The following is a 16,714-nucleotide window of genomic DNA, read 5'->3' on the forward strand; positions in this document are numbered from 1 at the left end:
TCAACGCTCCCTCATGGCTTCTGATTGATACTGCTGCAATGGGCTCAGCAAGTAATCAATCACCCGGCGACGGCCGGTTTTAATTTCCACACTGACCGCCATGCCCGCAGAGAGACGCACCGGACGCCCCTCGACGCTCAGCGTATCGCTATCGAGCCGAACCCGCGCAGGGAACACCAAACCTTGCTGTTGATCTTCCATCGCATCACGCGAGATATGTTTGACTTCACCTGAAAGAGTGCCGAATCGGGTATAGGGGAAACTGTCTACTTTGACTTCTACCGCCTGCCCCGGCAGAACAAAACCGACATCTTTATTCAGGATCATCACATCCAGTTCCAGTGGGTAATTTTCTGGTACCAGCACCATCAGCGGTTGAGCGGTGGTGACCACCCCGCCAAGGGTATGTACCGCCAATTGCTGGATAACACCACTCACTGGCGCACGCAAAGTTTGCTGCCGTTGCCTTTCTACCGACTTAATCAGCTCTTGCTGCAATTGATTGATAACTTCGTGGGTTTTGTTTAATTGCTCCTGATAACTTCGTTTCTTTTCAGCCATATAATGCAATCGTGTTTGGCTGAGATTGCGCTCTTTCGCTTGTAAGATAGCGAGTTCATTTTGCATACGGCTGGCTTCCGCTTTGGCATTTAGCCACTCCCGCTCTTGGATTAATAACTCAACTTCAGCAATAGCTTTAGATTTGGCGAGTGTCTGCAATGCTTGTAACCGCTGATAAATGTTTTTCATCAAGGTTTTTTGGTTGGCAATGCTGGCAGCGGCTGACTGCATATGTGCCTGATTAACGGCCAGTTCACTCTCTTGGCGCGCCAGTTCGGCATTATCCTCATCATGCTTTTTTATCAAAAGTGACTTCGCCGTCATGACCAGTTCCTCAGCGCTGCCATCAGGGGAGACAAAATTCGCCAGCGGATCATCGGTCAGTAATGCCGTGACTTGAGCAGCTTCAAGTAAACGATGTATTAATTGTTGATTGATATTGCCGACCTCAGCATCAATGCCAATTGGATTTAGCTCAATTAGCACCTGACCGGCGCTGACATGGTCACCATCACCAACATGAATGGCGGCTACCACTCCGGGCTCAAAGGGTTGGATGACTTTGGAGTGTTCGGAGACAATCACCTTGCCATTGGCTGAGGCGTGGATATCTAATTTACCGATTATTGACCAAGCCAATACCAGCAGTAATGTCAGCGCCAGAAACCAAGCAGTACGCCGCGCCAATGGCGACACCGGACGCTCAACGATATCCAGATAAGCGGGAAGAAAATCATATTCATCGCGGGTTTTTCCTTGCGCGAAGTGGCGCTGCCAGCGCTGTTTCAAGGCATTCACCCAGGACAATTTAGCCAGATATTGCATCAATTTCATTTTGATTCCTCATGGCTAAAGTCAGCTTGTTGCCGCCAAAGTTGGGCATAGGTGCCGTCGAGCGCCAATAACGCATCGTGACTGGCCAGTTCGGTCACTTGGCCCTGAGTAATAACGGCAATACGGTGGCAATGTCGTACGGTTGAAAGACGGTGAGCAATGGTAATCACGGTACGATTGGCGATAATACGCGACATATTTTTCTGCACTTCAGCTTGTGATTCATCGTCCAGCGCACTGGTCGCTTCATCAAAAATCAATACCCGGGGATTGGCCAGCAGGGTTCGAGCAATTGCAATCCGTTGACGTTGCCCGCCAGACAGCGATGCCCCGCCCTCTGACAGTAGCGTGTCATAGCCAAGCGGCAGAGCAAGAATGAAGGTATGAGCGCCCGCCAACGAAGCCGCCTCAACCACCTCACTAAGGGGTGCAGTGGGCCGAGAATAGGCAATGTTTTCACGCACCGTCCTGTTAAACAGGTAGTTTTCCTGCATCACCACCCCGACTTGCCGCCGCAAATATTCAGGAGAGAAACGGTTTATTGGGTGACCATCTATACTTATCTCCCCCTGTTCAGCGATATACAGGCGCTGCAATAACCGGGCGACGGTACTTTTCCCCGAACCGGATGGCCCGACTAACCCGATATGCTCCCCGGCTTGTAGTGACAGTGAAAAATGGCGCAGCACTGGATCAAGATCAGGGCGATAGCGGAAAGTGACATTCTCCAGTGAAATATGGCCGCGGATCTGGCTATCAGAAGGTACGGTCCCTGTGGCTTGCTCCACCGGTAAACTCAAAATATCAGCGATAAGAGTCAGCCCGACTTGGGCCCGAATGCTCTGTTGCCATAAATCAACCAGCTTACTCATTGGCATTAATGCCTGAACCGCCAACATGTTAAAGGCAATCAACTGCCCGATACTGAGCTGCACCGACATCACTTGATAGGCTCCAACCACAATAACTAGCGCCCCAGCCAGCTTTTGCAACAACTGGGCACTCTGGCTACTGAAGTTTTGCAGATTCTGCACCTTAAAATTCGCTTGGGCATAATCACGCGTTTGTATTTCCCAGCGTTGTTGCATTTGCGGTTCTAATGCCAGACTTTTTACCGTTTCAACCCCAGACAGGGTTTCAGTTAAAAATGCGCCATTTTGTGCGGCGCAGGTGCACAATACGCTGACTTTCTTTTGCAGCGGGCGCGTGCTAAGTGCGGCTAATAACAGATAAAAAGGCAGTGTGGCGAGAACAATGAGTGTCAGCAGCGGAGAGATACACCACATGACAATAAACAGCACCAGGGTAAAAACAACATCAACACATAATGTCAGTGCAGAACCGGTGATGAATTCGCGAATATTATCGAGTTCACGCACTCGGGCAACAATATTACCCACATGACGTTGCTTAAAATAACTTAGAGGTAATTTAATTAAGTGATTAAATAACTTTCCACCCAATAAAATATCCACCCGCGTCGTAGTATGAGTGAAAATATATTCACGCAGGAATTTCAGCACCACTTCATATATACCTGTTACTAATAATACAATAATTAATACATCAAGGGTTGTCAGCGCATTATGAACTAAGACTTTATCCATAATAACTTGAAAGAAAAGTGGCGATATGAGTGCCAGAAACTGTAATAATAGAGACAACACCAAGACCTGAGTCAGTGATTTTCGGTGATGGAGTAAAGCAGGAATAAACCAGCGAATATCAAAGCGTGAGTGACTGCAATAGAGAACAACGCCACCCCACAAGGCACTAAGCTCATGATGATTAATGATTTTGGGTTGTTGGCTGTCGGCGTATTGCAGCAATGCCTGATTGTCACTCAGCCGAGCCAATAAAATAAACCGGCCCTGTGTATCGCGAAATGCGAGTGGTAACTGTTCTGGCTTGACTCTATTTAGTGACTGTTTTTTGACTTTAAGACGTGTTGGGGTGGTTCGTGATAATGTTGAGAGATATTGCTGCAATAAGCTGAGCGTTGCCATTGCTGAAATTTCAATATTAGCATTTTGTCTAAATATCTTCACAGGCTCCGCGCTAAATCCCGCTAAGCTGAGTAATCTCGCCGCACATACCAAAGAGGAGTGAACGTGGTTTTCCATAAATTACATTGTCCATTATTTCATCGTAAGGAACAGATAAGTTTCGATGTGCTAAAAATATAACTATGGAATTGTATAGCTTCTTTTATAAACCAATCTCATAAAGTAAGAAGTTTTAATATCCAATATCTCAAAAGTTCTTTAATGCCATTTGAAAAAATAAAACTGATATAAAAAACGAACAAGAATAAGACACCAAAGATATAAATCAGCGCTCTTGCATTAATTTTTGAGGGTGGAAAACACAACATTATCAACTACTGATGACTTCACATTTATTGATTTGTATCGCCAAATCCTCATCACTTTGTGTGATAATTTCGCCATGATTTATAGTCCTTATGATTGACTACCGCCGTTTTGTCACTGATAACAGGAATTTCCCCAGCATGACACCCACTCTACCGTCTACTGCCGATGATCTCTCCCCAATACCCTATGCGAGTCATGACGCAAACTTGCAACCTATCCAGCATATTGCGCAGCAATTAGGCCTCACTGCCGAGGATTTAATTCCCTATGGGCATCATATGGCGAAAGTCGATATCAGTGCCTTACGCCCCGGTAAAGTGCGCGGTAAACTGATTCTGGTTTCCAGCATTACGCCCACGCCAATGGGAGAAGGCAAAACGGTCACCACCATTGGATTAAGTCAGGGAATCAACCAGTTAGGCCACCGCGGCGTGGCATGCATCCGCCAACCTAGTCTTGGCCCGGTCTTTGGTGTGAAAGGGGGAGCCGCAGGCGGTGGTGCCGCACAAGTGTTACCGATGGAGAAATTAAACCTGCATCTTACGGGGGATATTCATGCCATCAGCGCCGCACATAATCTGGCCGCGGCCGCACTGGATGCCCGTCTGTATCATGAACAGCGGCTGGGGCCAGCCTTTAGTCAACAAACCGGTATGCCACTGCTGAATATTGATGCTCAGCAGATTCTGTGGCCACGTGTGGTTGATCATAATGATCGTGCATTGCGCCACATTAAAGTGGGAGTGGGCGGCGGAACTCATGGTGTTGAACGCCACGATCACGTCGAGATAACCGCAGCATCAGAGTTGATGGCTATTCTGGCGTTATCGGAAAACTTGCAAGATATGCGGCAACGTATTGGCCGGATCATTTTGGCAAAAACCACCGGCGGTGAGCCGATTACGGCGGATGATCTGGGGGTTGCTGGGGCCATGACCGCATTAATGAAAGAGACCATTCATCCAACATTAATGCAGACCAGCGAACACACTCCGGTATTGATCCATGCCGGACCATTTGCCAATATCGCGCACGGGAACTCTTCAGTGCTGGCCGACCGTTTAGGGCTACAGTTAGCGGATTACGTGGTCACCGAGGCCGGTTTCGGCTCCGATATGGGAATGGAAAAGTTCTTTAATATCAAATATCGCCAATCCGGTATTGCCCCCTCTTGTGTGGTGCTGGTTGTCACAATCCGGAGCCTGAAAGCCAATAGCGGCGCTTTTGACATCAAACCGGGCCAGCCACTGCCCGCTGAAATTCTCAGCACCAATATTCCGTTGCTCAGTCAAGGTTGCGCCAATCTGAAATGGCATATTAATCATGCCAAAAGCTATGGTCTGCCGGTGGTGGTCGCGGTCAACTGCTTCCCCGACGACAGCGCAGAGGAACTGGCCTTTGTCAGCGACTATGCATTATCGGCCGGGGCTGTAGCCTGCGAAATCAGTGAAGCATTTGCCAAAGGCGGTGCCGGGACCACTGCGCTGGCGCAGCAAGTTATCAATGCTTGTGCCGAAGCTCAAGAACCCACCTTGCCTTACCCTGACCAGGCCTCACTGGAGCAAAAAATTGCCGCTCTGGCTCAAAATTATGGTGCTCGCGACATCACCTATACATCCCAGGCACGCCAGCAACTTGCGGCGATAACCGCGGCAGGTTTTGCTCATTTGCCGCTGTGTATGGCCAAAACTCCCCTGTCTATCAGCGCCGACCCTCGCTTGAAGAATGTCCCACAAGATTTTGTCTTGCCTATCACCGCCTGCGCGGTGTCAGCCGGAGCCGGTTTTGTCCGCATCTATGCTGGGGATATTATGACCATGCCCGGCCTTGGCACTCAGCCAGCGTATTATCATATTGATATAGATGACGAAGGGCACATTTGCGGGTTAAGCTAGCCTCATACAACCTCAGGTAAAAAGGTAATAAGGTTTATTATGTCTCAACAGCAGGAATATCAACGTATTGGTGGCTGGTTATTGGCCCCGCTGGCCTATTTGATTGTGACATTACTCAGTGCCAGCTTAATGTTGGCATTGTATGCCATGGCTATTTTTACACCGGAATCCAGAGAGTATTTGGTCACCAATTCGCAGGCATTTACGCTGCAGTGGTATTTCTCGGTTGTAACCACTATTTTAATGTGGATTTATACAATATGGGTTATCTGGCTATTGTGTAGCCGCTCACAACGTTTCCCCCAATGGTTTATTTTATGGTTATTGTTAACCGTATTATTGGCATTAAAGGCATTCGCGTTTTCCCCTATCAGCGATGATATCGCCTTGCGCACCTTAGGTTGGCCTCTGCTGGCGGCGGCTGTTTTTGTTCCCTATATCAAACGTTCTCAGCGGGTGAAAGCCACATTTACCGAAAAATAAGCGTATTTAAGGGAGTTAGACCATTTTTTGCTATCCTCAAAGGATTTTGAGTTGCCGTTAGGTCGCCATTGAATAAACCCAAGGAGTTGAGATAACTCAATGACTTGGGTGAATGATGGCCACTGACAGTCCGGTATTTTGAAATAGGATAGAGATAAATCGTAATAACCTTGCACTTCATCTGTTGTCGTCAGGCCGCCAATTTTGGATAATAGGCGGCTTTTATTTTTTTAGGCTCCGCAATGACTGAATACCTGCTCCTGTTTGTCGGTACTGTTTTGGTAAACAACTTTGTCCTGGTCAAATTTCTTGGCCTGTGCCCCTTCATGGGTGTCTCCAAAAAATTGGAGACCGCCATTGGTATGGGGCTGGCAACCACTTTTGTACTGACACTGGCCTCGGTGTGTGCCTGGATGGTCAACAGCTTTATTTTGCTGCCTCTCGGCTTGGTCTATTTACGGACGTTGGCATTTATTTTAGTTATCGCGGTAGTGGTGCAATTTACTGAATTGGTGGTCCGCAAAACCAGCCCGGCACTTTATCGCCTGCTGGGGATATTTTTGCCGTTGATCACCACCAACTGTGCGGTGTTAGGTGTGGCCTTGCTTAATGTCAATCAATCTCACAATTTTATGCAATCGGCAGTCTATGGCTTCAGTGCCGCCGCCGGTTTCTCTTTGGTCATGGTGTTATTTGCCGCGATCCGCGAACGCCTTGCTGTTGCTGACGTTCCGGCCCCGTTCCGTGGTTCATCCATTGCCCTGATAACTGCTGGGCTGATGTCATTGGCCTTTATGGGCTTTACCGGGTTGGTGAAGTTCTAATGATGTCGTTATGGATTGCCATAGGCGCACTGAGTACCTTAGCGCTGATTTCAGGTGCAGTGCTGGGTTTTGCTGCCCGTCGTTTTCAGGTTGAACAAGACCCCATCGTTGAGCAAGTTGACGCCATCTTGCCACAAAGCCAGTGCGGCCAGTGTGGCTACCCCGGCTGTCGCCCCTATGCTGAAGCGGTCTCAGGTGGTGGTGAGAAAATAAATAAATGCGCCCCCGGTGGCGAGCAAGTGATGCTCAAGCTGGCCGAGCTGCTAGCTGTTGAACCACAGCCATTAGATGGCGATGAAGCTGCCGCTCACCCTCAGCGCAAAGTCGCCTTTATTGATGAAGCAAACTGTATCGGTTGTACTAAGTGCATTCAGGCCTGCCCGGTCGATGCTATCGTTGGGGCGACCCGCGCGATGCATACCGTGCTGCCCGATCTCTGTACTGGCTGTGACCTTTGTGTCTCTCCCTGCCCGACCGACTGTATTGAAATGATCCCGGTTGCTACCACCACCGCTAATTGGAAGTGGGATTTGAGCACGATCCCAGTCAAAAACCTTCCCACACAATTAACTGCCTCGCAGATGATTCCGGTGAAAATGATAGATGTGGAGCAACATGTTTAAGCTGTTTACTGCCCGTCAGCACGACACCATTTGGGATTTCAACGGTGGGATTCATCCGCCGGAAATGAAGCTGCAATCAAGCCGGGTACCAATGCGTATCGCGCCCCTGCCTGCGCAGATGATTATCCCGTTGCAGCAGCATCTTGGGCCGGAAGGTGAACTCTGTGTCAAAGCTGGCGACCCAGTGCTAAAGGGCCAACCACTGACTATTGGTCGTGGGCGCACCGTTCCGGTGCATGCACCGACCTCCGGTACCATCACCGCCATTGCCCCCCACACCACTGCTCACCCATCAGGTCTGGCAGAGCTGTGCGTGCATATTACCCCGGATGGTGAAGACCGCTGGCGTGAACAGCAGCCTTGGGCTGATTATCGGCAACAGGATAAGCTCGCCCTGCTGGACCGAATTCATCAGGCAGGGATTGCCGGCTTAGGTGGCGCGGGCTTCCCCACCGCCAGCAAGCTGCAAGGCGGTTTGAACGGCGTGATCACCCTGATTATCAACGCGGCGGAGTGCGAACCTTATATCACTGCCGATGATCGGTTGATGCAAGACCATGCAGAAGAGCTGGTTACCGGGATTCATATTTTAATGTATCTGCTGCAACCTCAGCAGGTATTAATTGGCATTGAAGATAATAAACCTGACGCTATCGCGGCTCTGAAACAGGCACTACGCGGTCATGATGACATACAGTTGCGCGTGGTTCCCACCAAGTATCCCTCCGGTGGCGCCAAACAGTTGACCAAAATTCTGACCGGTAAAGAAGTGCCTTTCGGCAAGCACTCGTCATCCATTGGGGTGTTGATGCAAAATGTCGGGACAGTGGTAGCTATCAAGCGGGCAGTGATCGAAGATCAGCCATTAATCGAGCGAGTGGTGACGTTAACCGGCGAGGCACTATCAAAGCCAGGTAACTTCTGGGCCAGAATCGGCACGCCCGTCATCCACTTGTTAAAACTGGCCGGTTTTCAGCCACAAAGCCAGCCCATGGTGATTATGGGTGGCCCACTGATGGGCTTTACTCTGCCAAGTCTGGATGTGCCCATTGTTAAAATCAGTAACTGCATTTTGGCCCCAACCGAGGCTGAAATGGGGTTATCCGAGCCAGAGCAAGCTTGTATTCGCTGTGGCTTATGTGTTGATGCCTGCCCGGCCGGTTTATTGCCTCAGCAACTCTATTGGTTTAGCCGGGGCGAAGAGCATGAGAAGGCCCGTAATCATAACTTATTTGATTGTATTGAATGTGGTGCTTGCGCTTATGTTTGCCCGAGTAATATTCCTTTGGTGCAGTACTATCGTCAGGAAAAAGCAGAAATCCGTGCCCTTGATGAAGAGAGCGCCCGAGCTGCAGAAGCCAAAGCACGCTTTGAAGCTAAGCAAGCTCGGCTCCAGCGCGAGAAGCTGGCGCGTGAATTGCGTCATAAACAAGCTGCCGTCAAACTGACCGAGGCGGATCAACAGACCGTTGAAGCGGCGGTCAGCCGTTTGGCCAGAGAGCCAGAAAGCACGGATTCCGCTATCACTGTGATTGCTGGGAAAGCCCCAGACAACAGCGCGGTTATTGCCGCCCGAGAAGCGCGGAAAGCACAGGCCAGAGCACGTCAGGCAGAAAAGCAAGTGACTGCCGCCACGGAGGAGATTGATCCGCGTCAGGCCGCAGTCGCTGCCGCCATTGCCAGAGTGAAAGCCAAGAAAGCGGCGCAAGCTCTGTCTGAGCCCGAAGCAGTGAAAAGTGACAGTGATGTGCCAGAAGTTGATCCGCGCAAAGCCGCAGTCGCCGCCGCTATTGCCAGAGTGAAAGCCAAGAAAGCGGCGCAGGCGCTGTCTGAGCCCGAAGCAGTGAAAAGTGACCGTGATGTGCCGGAAGTCGATCCGCGCAAAGCCGCAGTCGCTGCCGCCATTGCCAGAGTGAAAGCCAAGAAAGCGGCGCAAGCTCTGTCTGAGCCCGAAGCGGCGAAAAGTGACAGTGATGTGCCGGAAGTCGATCCGCGCAAAGCCGCAGTCGCTGCGGCCATTGCCAGAGTGAAAGCCAAGAAAGCGGCGCAGGCCGCTAATCCAGATTAAGCTTTCAATTTACCGCCATCAGGTAGTGATAGACAGATGAAATATCACGCATTTTAGATTCAGCATGGCAGCTGCTATCAACCTCGATAACTTCCATTTCTAAGCCGCCACCGAATTCATCACGCAGCTTAGGTAATACTTCGTTATACAGATAGATAGAGAATTTCACGCACTCTTTAGCGCTGCCTTGATGAGTTATCGACAAAAATTCACCCGCCGGTATTGAGATATGGTCTATCTCACGATGGCCCTGAATTTCGTGCCTTTTCTCTTTATCAATCGCGGTCGAATAATACACACTGTTCTGCCCTTGCTGACAATCTTTGGCTGAGAACAGCGAATAAATTCGCTGGCATGAAAAGTTAACTTCCTTAAAGAAATCGAGCAAAATTTCATCTTTCATTGCCATAAATGATGAGTGCTGACCGCTACAATGATTGTGCTCATCAAAATCCAACCGCCGGGTAAAGCCCACCAACTCGCGCTCAGGCAAGACTATGCGCTTGATTTCTGGCGTATAATGCTCATAGAACCCAAAGCGCGGGATCATGCCCTGCACATCCCACTGCTCCATCTGGCGGAAACTATTAGGTGTCACACCAAAACGCTTTTTAAAGGTACGGGTGAAGGTCTGTTGCGAATCAAAGCCTAACTCATCAGAAATTTCAATGATTGGTCGCCGTGAAATACGCAATGCAACTGCCGCACGAGTCAGCACGCGCCCACGGATATAGGAGGCTAATTGTAACCCAACAATACTTTTAAACTTACGTTGTAGGTGCCATTTTGAATATCCTGAAATCTTCGCCACATCATCCAATGTGGGTCTCTTTTCTAAATTGATTTCAATCCATTCAATTAATTCTTCTATAAATAATATGTCTTCATTAATCATTTTACTGTTCTTTAAATATATAATTACCTTGCATACTACATTAATCTATCATTATGCCAACGCTTTTCTTAACTCTAATTAGTAACGTTAATAAGTCGTTAATTTACAAATGGTTGACAAATTAAGATGAGATAATAAACGCTATTAAAACAGTGAATTATCGCTCTCTTTCTGCTACTTAAGTCTAATAACATTTTTTGATAAAACAGCGCTACCGACTATTTGCTTGTAACTATTCTTATATGAATTGCAAGTTAATTCTTTGATTGGCTGTACTTATTAAACCCCACTATTTCCTGAATATCATCAGATATGATGGGCAATAACCCTATAATTAAGGCGTATTACACTTTGTCTGAATAGGGTAGAATACGGCACCAATATTATTCCCCCTGACGGCTGAGTGTATTGACGCCCGCAAGCACTGACTTGCCCGCGCGACGCCTGCGTTTGAGAACCCTGTTAAGTATTCGACATATGGTTGCAATTTCATGAAATTCAGGCCTGTAACACCGACCCAGAGCAAAGGGTTGCAGATAGCCAGCTCCCCTTTTACCCACAATCAACGTAGTACCCGCAGCATCATGCTATTGGTGATTTTGGCCTGTATTCCCGGCATTATTGCCCAGACTTATTTCTTTGGTTATGGCAGCCTGATTCAGGTCGCACTGGCCATGGTGACCGCCTTGCTGGCTGAAGGCGCGGTGTTGCAATTACGTAAACAGCCGGTACTCATACGGCTGCAAGATAATTCCGCCCTGCTCACCGGCTTACTGTTAGGGGTAAGCCTGCCACCACTGGCTCCCTGGTGGATGATTGTCTTGGGTACCTTATTTGCCATTATCATTGCCAAACAACTCTATGGGGGCTTGGGGCAAAATCCCTTTAATCCTGCCATGGTCGGCTATGTCGTGCTGCTGATTTCATTCCCGGTACAAATGACCAGTTGGTTGCCGCCACTGCCATTACAAGGCACTCCGGTCGGATTTTATGACAGCCTATTAACCATTTTCACCGGTTTTACCCACAGTGGCGCAGATATTCATCAACTGCAAATAGGGGTCGATGGCGTCAGTCAGGCCACTCCGCTCGACCACTTTAAAACGGCACTGCGCTCACAGCCTGCCGAGCAAATCCTCCACCAGCCGCTGTTTGGTGGGGTTCTGGCGGGCATCGGTTGGCAGTGGGTTAACATCGGTTTCTTGGCTGGCGGTTTAGTGCTGCTGTGGCGTAAAGCCATTCACTGGCATATTCCGGTCAGTTTTCTGCTAGCTTTGGCCGGTTGCGCCGCAATCAGTTGGATGATCGCGCCACAAAGCTTTGCTCCGCCGCTGCTACATCTGTTTTCTGGTGCAACAATGTTAGGGGCGTTTTTCATTGCCACCGACCCGGTCAGCGCCTCTACCACACCGCGTGGTCGCCTGATTTTCGGTGCGTTGATTGGGATTTTAGTGTGGTTAATTCGCGTTTATGGCGGCTATCCCGACGGCGTTGCTTTTGCCGTCTTGCTGGCTAACATTACTGTTCCGCTAATTGATCACTATACCCAACCACGGGTCTATGGTCATAATCGCGGGCACAAATAAGGAGCCGTTATGCTAAACACCATGAAGCGTCACGGCATCACTCTGGCACTGTTTGCCGCCGGTGCCACCGGCTTAACTGCCGTGGTTAACGCATTGACCGAGACCACCATCGCCCATCAGGCTGCTTTGCAACAAAAAGCCTTGCTCGATCAGGTTGTTCCAGCTGAAAATTATGACAACGACATGCAAGCAGAATGTTACGTTGTCACTGATCCAGCCCTCGGCAACAACGCGCCACACCGCCTCTATTTGGCACGTAAAGAGGGCCAGCCGGTCGCTGCCGCCATTGAAACCACGGCGCCAGATGGCTATTCCGGTGCTATCCAACTGTTGGTTGGGGCCGATTTTCGCGGTAACGTACTGGGCAGCCGAGTGGTTGAGCATCACGAAACCCCCGGGCTTGGCGATAAAATTGATATCCGGATCTCTGATTGGATAACCCATTTCAGTGGTCAGCAGGTTGAAAATGCACAAGATAAGCGCTGGGCCGTGAAAAAAGACGGTGGAACTTTTGATCAATTTACCGGTGCGACCATCACCCCTCGGGCAGTGGTGCGGGCGGTGAAAAATACCGCGCTGTATTTGGAAACCCTACCGGCAAAACTCGATAGCTTGCCGGTCTGTGGAGAGAGTCAATGAGTGAAGCAAAAGATCTCTTAGCCCAAGGGCTATGGAAAAATAACTCGGCATTGGTACAACTGCTGGGCCTATGCCCATTGTTGGCCGTTTCATCTACCGCCACCAATGCCTTAGGTCTAGGTTTAGCCACCACACTGGTGTTGGTCTGCACCAATACCGCGGTCTCTGCGCTGCGCCGCTGGGTACCGAATGAAATCCGCATCCCAATTTATGTGATGATCATTGCATCGGTGGTCAGTACCGTGCAAATGCTGATTAACGCCTATGCCTTTGGCTTATACCAATCATTAGGGATATTCATTCCATTGATTGTGACCAACTGCATTGTGATTGGTCGAGCGGAAGCCTATGCCGCAAAAAATCCGGTGGGTTTATCGGCGCTGGATGGTCTGGCAATGGGGCTGGGGGCCACTGGCACACTGTTTGTGCTGGGCTCACTGCGTGAGATTCTGGGCAACGGTACTCTGTTTGATGGTGCCGATATGCTGCTGGGCAGTTGGGCAAAAGTGCTGCGTATTGACGTCTTGCATCTGGATAGCCCCTTCTTGTTGGCGATGCTGCCGCCCGGTGCTTTTATTGGCCTGGGTTTATTGCTAGCCGGTAAATATGTTATTGACGAGAAAATGAAAGCGCGCAAAGCCAGAGCATTGGCCACTGCACCACAAACTCAGGATATCGCGGCCGGGAAAGCCTAATGAATAAAGAAAAACGTGTCGCTATTTTGACCCGCTTGCGGGATAACAACCCGTATCCAACCACCGAGTTGGTCTACCATAGTCCTTTTGAGTTGCTGATTTCCGTGTTGCTGTCAGCACAAGCCACCGACGTCAGCGTCAATAAAGCCACCGCCAAGCTCTATCCGGTGGCTAACACGCCTCAGGCTATACTGGACTTGGGGGTTGAGGGTTTGAAGCCATACATCAAAACCATTGGCCTGTTTAATACCAAAGCCGAAAACGTCATTAAAACATGCCGTATTTTGCTGGAAAAACATCATGGTGAAGTCCCGGAAGATCGCGCCGCGCTAGAGGCATTGCCCGGAGTTGGCCGCAAGACCGCCAATGTGGTCTTGAACACCGCCTTTGGCTGGCCGACCATCGCGGTTGATACCCATATATTTCGGGTCTGTAATCGCACCGGTTTTGCCCCCGGCAGTAATGTTGATCAGGTTGAAGCCAAACTGCTCAAAGTGGTACCGGCAGAATTCAAGCTTGATTGCCACCACTGGTTGATTCTGCATGGCCGCTACACCTGTATTGCTCGCAAACCGCGCTGTGGCTCATGCATTATTGAAGATTTGTGCGAGTTCAAAGAAAAGGTTTACCCCGAACATTGATTATCCCGCCCGGCAACCTAAGCCGGGCAGGCTCGCGATAAACCAGCTCTATGCCGCGATTGCGCTATTCGATTAGACGCCTCAGCCCCGCCCCACTAGACTTGTGACAAAATAGATTCAAACAGTTAATTATTTCGTTACCTGTTTGAAACAAAAATAACACCTGCGGCGTATCCATAATGAAATTTAAACCAGCAATAAAACCCTATACCGGCGCGGCCGGTGGTTGGGGATCTCTTGAAGCCACCACCCGCTTTGTATTGGACAGCAAACAAGCCCTGAAAAATATTCGTAACTTGCTACGCGTCAATCAGGTTAAAGGTTTTGATTGCCCGGGCTGTGCCTGGGGCGATGACAACCACAGCACTTTCAGTTTTTGTGAAAATGGTGCCAAGGCCGTCAGTTGGGAAGCCACACGCAAAGCAGTTGAACCGCAATTCTTTGCCGAACATAGCCTGACCACTCTGCGCCAGCAAAGTGACTATTTCCTTGAATATCAAGGACGAATCACTCACCCGATGCGCTATAACCGGCAAACTGACCGTTACCAGCCTATCAGTTGGCAAGCCGCCCTTGAGTTGATTGCCAAACATATTAATGGTCTGGATAGCCCCAATCAGCTGGAGCTGTATACCTCGGGCCGTGCCAGCAATGAAGCCTCCTACCTTTATCAATTATTTGGCCGCATGTTAGGGACCAATAACTTCCCTGACTGCTCAAATATGTGCCATGAAGCCAGCGGTAGCGGGCTAAAACAGAGTATTGGGGTCGGTAAAGGCACCATTCGCATGCAGGATTTTGAACGGGCTGATGCCATTTTTGTTTTCGGGCAGAATCCGGGCACCAACCACCCACGAATGCTGCACAGCTTGCGCCATGCCAAAGATCGCGGCGCGCGGATTGTGAGCTTTAATACCTTACGTGAACGTGGATTAGAACGTTTTGCCGATCCACAAAATCCGCTTGAAATGTTGACGCCAAAATCCTCACCGATTAGCTCCGCCTATTTCCAGCCTAATCTGGGCGGCGACATGGCGGCGGTCCGCGGGATGGTGAAAGCCCTGCTGGAAAGCCATCGTGAGCAACTGGCGCAAGGGGATGCTGGCCTATTCGACCAGGCATTTATTGCCGAGCAGACTCAAGGGATCGACGCCTATCTGGCGGCAGTCGATAACACCTCATGGGCGCAAATAACGCAACAATCCGGTCTGAGTGAGGAACAAATACGCCATGCGGCTGATATTTATCAGCATGCTGAGCGCGTCATTGTGACTTGGGCCATGGGCGTGACACAGCATAAACACTCGGTGATAACCGTGCGCGAACTGGCCAATCTTCAGCTCTTGTTCGGCCAGCTCGGCAAGCCGGGCGCGGGTTTGTGCCCGGTTCGTGGTCACAGTAACGTGCAAGGCAACCGCACCATGGGGATTGATGAAAAACCCTCAGCCGCCATGCTGGAGCGGTTAGGCCGTCACTTTGGCTTCACAGCACCGCAAGCGGCGGGCCACAACACGGTTGAAGCACTGGAAGCTATGCTGCGCGGTGAAGTCAAAGTGCTGATAGCGCTGGGGGGCAATCTGGCTGCTGCCGCGCCGGATACCGAACGCACCGCACAAGCCCTACGCAGTTGTGACCTGACCGTGCACATCAGTACCAAGCTCAACCGTAGCCACCTGATTACCGGTACTGAAGCCCTGATTTTACCGACCCTCGGGCGCACCGAGCGCGATATGCAAGCCACGGGTTCACAATTTATTACCGTGGAAGACTCTTTCAGTATGGTGCATGCCTCGGAAGGTGTGGGGAAACCCTTGGCAGATACCCAGCATTCAGAAACCGCCATTGTCTGTGGTATTGCCAATGCGGTTTTCGCCCAGCAACCGGCTCAAGGGAACGCGCTGAATTGGTTGGCATTGGCTGATGATTACAACCTTATCCGTGACCATATTGCCGCAACCATTCCCGGCTTTGATGATTTCAATGCGCGTTGCGAGCAGCCCGGTGGTTTCTATCTGGGAAATGCGGCCGCTGAAATGCGTTTTGCTACCCCAAACGGTAAAGCCGAGTTTTGTGCCTCAGCACTGCCGGAGAGTCTATTCCCACAGATGGCTGGGGAGCCCGTCCCGTTTGTGTTGCAAACCCTGCGCTCCCATGATCAGTACAATACGACTATTTATGGCCTTGATGACCGCTATCGTGGGGTTTATGGGCAACGAGAAGTGCTATTTATTAATCCACAAGATTTAGCCGAATTACCACTGGAAGAAGGTGAATTGGTTGAAATTGAAACCCTGTGGCACGACGGTATCACTCGTAAGGTTAGCGGGTTCAAGTTAGTCAGCTATGATATTCCTCGTGGCAATCTGGCTGCCTATTACCCCGAAACCAATCCTCTGGTGCCGCTGTCCAGTTTTGGCGATGAAACCCATACACCCACATCAAAATCAGTCCCGGTGACGGTACGGCGCTGGCAACAGCCACCATCGTTACGTATTGCCTGACGTTACGTATTTTGCCTGAATAGAATAGAACTGGGGCAATGGACATGCCCTAATCTTTATCAGGGAATTGCTCTCTAAGGTGATATGCCGCTTG

13 protein-coding genes are annotated in these 16,714 nt (G+C 49.9%); 10 read left to right on the top strand and 3 right to left on the bottom strand.

The genetic code is table 11. The annotated features are described in order from the left end of the window. Both FTA96_RS22715 and FTA96_RS22720 read right to left on the bottom strand, forming a co-directional pair. On the bottom strand, positions 1–1,395 hold the full coding sequence (locus FTA96_RS22715) for an HlyD family type I secretion periplasmic adaptor subunit (RefSeq protein WP_145506313.1): 1,395 nt from the start codon (positions 1,393–1,395) through the stop codon (positions 1–3). Continuing rightward, a complete protein-coding gene (locus tag FTA96_RS22720) occupies positions 1,392–3,518 on the bottom strand; it encodes a peptidase domain-containing ABC transporter (RefSeq protein WP_145537666.1) in 2,127 nt (708 codons plus the stop codon). The genes FTA96_RS22715 and FTA96_RS22720 overlap by 4 nt, the downstream gene beginning before the upstream one ends. A gap of 389 nt (positions 3,519–3,907) precedes the next feature. On the opposite strand from FTA96_RS22720, the gene FTA96_RS22725 reads away from it, so the two are divergent. From FTA96_RS22725 to rsxC, 5 genes are all read left to right on the top strand, one after another. After that, a complete protein-coding gene (locus FTA96_RS22725) occupies positions 3,908–5,665 on the top strand; it encodes a formate--tetrahydrofolate ligase (protein WP_186372917.1) in 1,758 nt (585 codons plus the stop codon). Between the two features lie 39 nt (positions 5,666–5,704). Continuing rightward, positions 5,705–6,148, top strand: coding sequence for a DUF2569 domain-containing protein (locus FTA96_RS22730; protein WP_050106926.1), 444 nt, complete (start codon positions 5,705–5,707; stop codon positions 6,146–6,148). Between the two features lie 242 nt (positions 6,149–6,390). Then, positions 6,391–6,972 (top strand): electron transport complex subunit RsxA, encoded by a 582-nt coding sequence (rsxA, locus tag FTA96_RS22740; RefSeq protein ID WP_013649928.1) that lies wholly within the window; start codon positions 6,391–6,393, stop codon positions 6,970–6,972. Continuing rightward, positions 6,972–7,595, top strand: a complete 624-nt coding sequence (gene rsxB / locus FTA96_RS22745) for an electron transport complex subunit RsxB (protein WP_050106925.1) — start codon at positions 6,972–6,974, stop codon at positions 7,593–7,595. The genes rsxA and rsxB overlap by 1 nt, the downstream gene beginning before the upstream one ends. Next, the gene (rsxC, locus tag FTA96_RS22750) at positions 7,588–9,663 is read left to right on the top strand and encodes an electron transport complex subunit RsxC (protein WP_145574961.1); all 2,076 of its coding nucleotides are present in this window, start codon (positions 7,588–7,590) and stop codon (positions 9,661–9,663) included. The genes rsxB and rsxC overlap by 8 nt, the downstream gene beginning before the upstream one ends. Before the next feature lie 4 nt (positions 9,664–9,667). Here rsxC and FTA96_RS22755 read toward each other — a convergent pair whose 3' ends face one another. Next, on the bottom strand, positions 9,668–10,558 hold the full coding sequence (locus tag FTA96_RS22755; protein ID WP_050106923.1) for a helix-turn-helix domain-containing protein: 891 nt from the start codon (positions 10,556–10,558) through the stop codon (positions 9,668–9,670). A 491-nt stretch (positions 10,559–11,049) separates the two neighbouring features. On the opposite strand from FTA96_RS22755, the gene rsxD reads away from it, so the two are divergent. From rsxD to FTA96_RS22780, 5 genes are all read left to right on the top strand, one after another. Then, positions 11,050–12,144, top strand: coding sequence for an electron transport complex subunit RsxD (gene rsxD, locus FTA96_RS22760; protein WP_186372918.1), 1,095 nt, complete (start codon positions 11,050–11,052; stop codon positions 12,142–12,144). 9 nt (positions 12,145–12,153) lie between these two features. Then, positions 12,154–12,783, top strand: coding sequence for an electron transport complex subunit RsxG (gene rsxG, locus FTA96_RS22765; protein ID WP_050134414.1), 630 nt, complete (start codon positions 12,154–12,156; stop codon positions 12,781–12,783). Next, complete coding sequence (locus FTA96_RS22770) at positions 12,780–13,478, top strand: electron transport complex subunit E (protein ID WP_145574964.1); 699 nt, start codon at positions 12,780–12,782, stop codon at positions 13,476–13,478. Before rsxG ends, FTA96_RS22770 begins: the two co-directional genes overlap by 4 nt. After that, a complete protein-coding gene (gene nth / locus FTA96_RS22775; protein ID WP_050106919.1) occupies positions 13,478–14,119 on the top strand; it encodes an endonuclease III in 642 nt (213 codons plus the stop codon). The genes FTA96_RS22770 and nth overlap by 1 nt, the downstream gene beginning before the upstream one ends. Before the next feature lie 179 nt (positions 14,120–14,298). Beyond that, entirely contained in the window at positions 14,299–16,620 is a 2,322-nt protein-coding gene (locus FTA96_RS22780) for an FdhF/YdeP family oxidoreductase (RefSeq protein WP_145574967.1), read from the top strand. Positions 16,621–16,714: the final 94 nt, after the last annotated feature.

Source organism: Yersinia alsatica, from assembly GCF_902170305.1.
Classification (GTDB): Bacteria; Pseudomonadota; Gammaproteobacteria; order Enterobacterales; family Enterobacteriaceae; genus Yersinia; species Yersinia alsatica.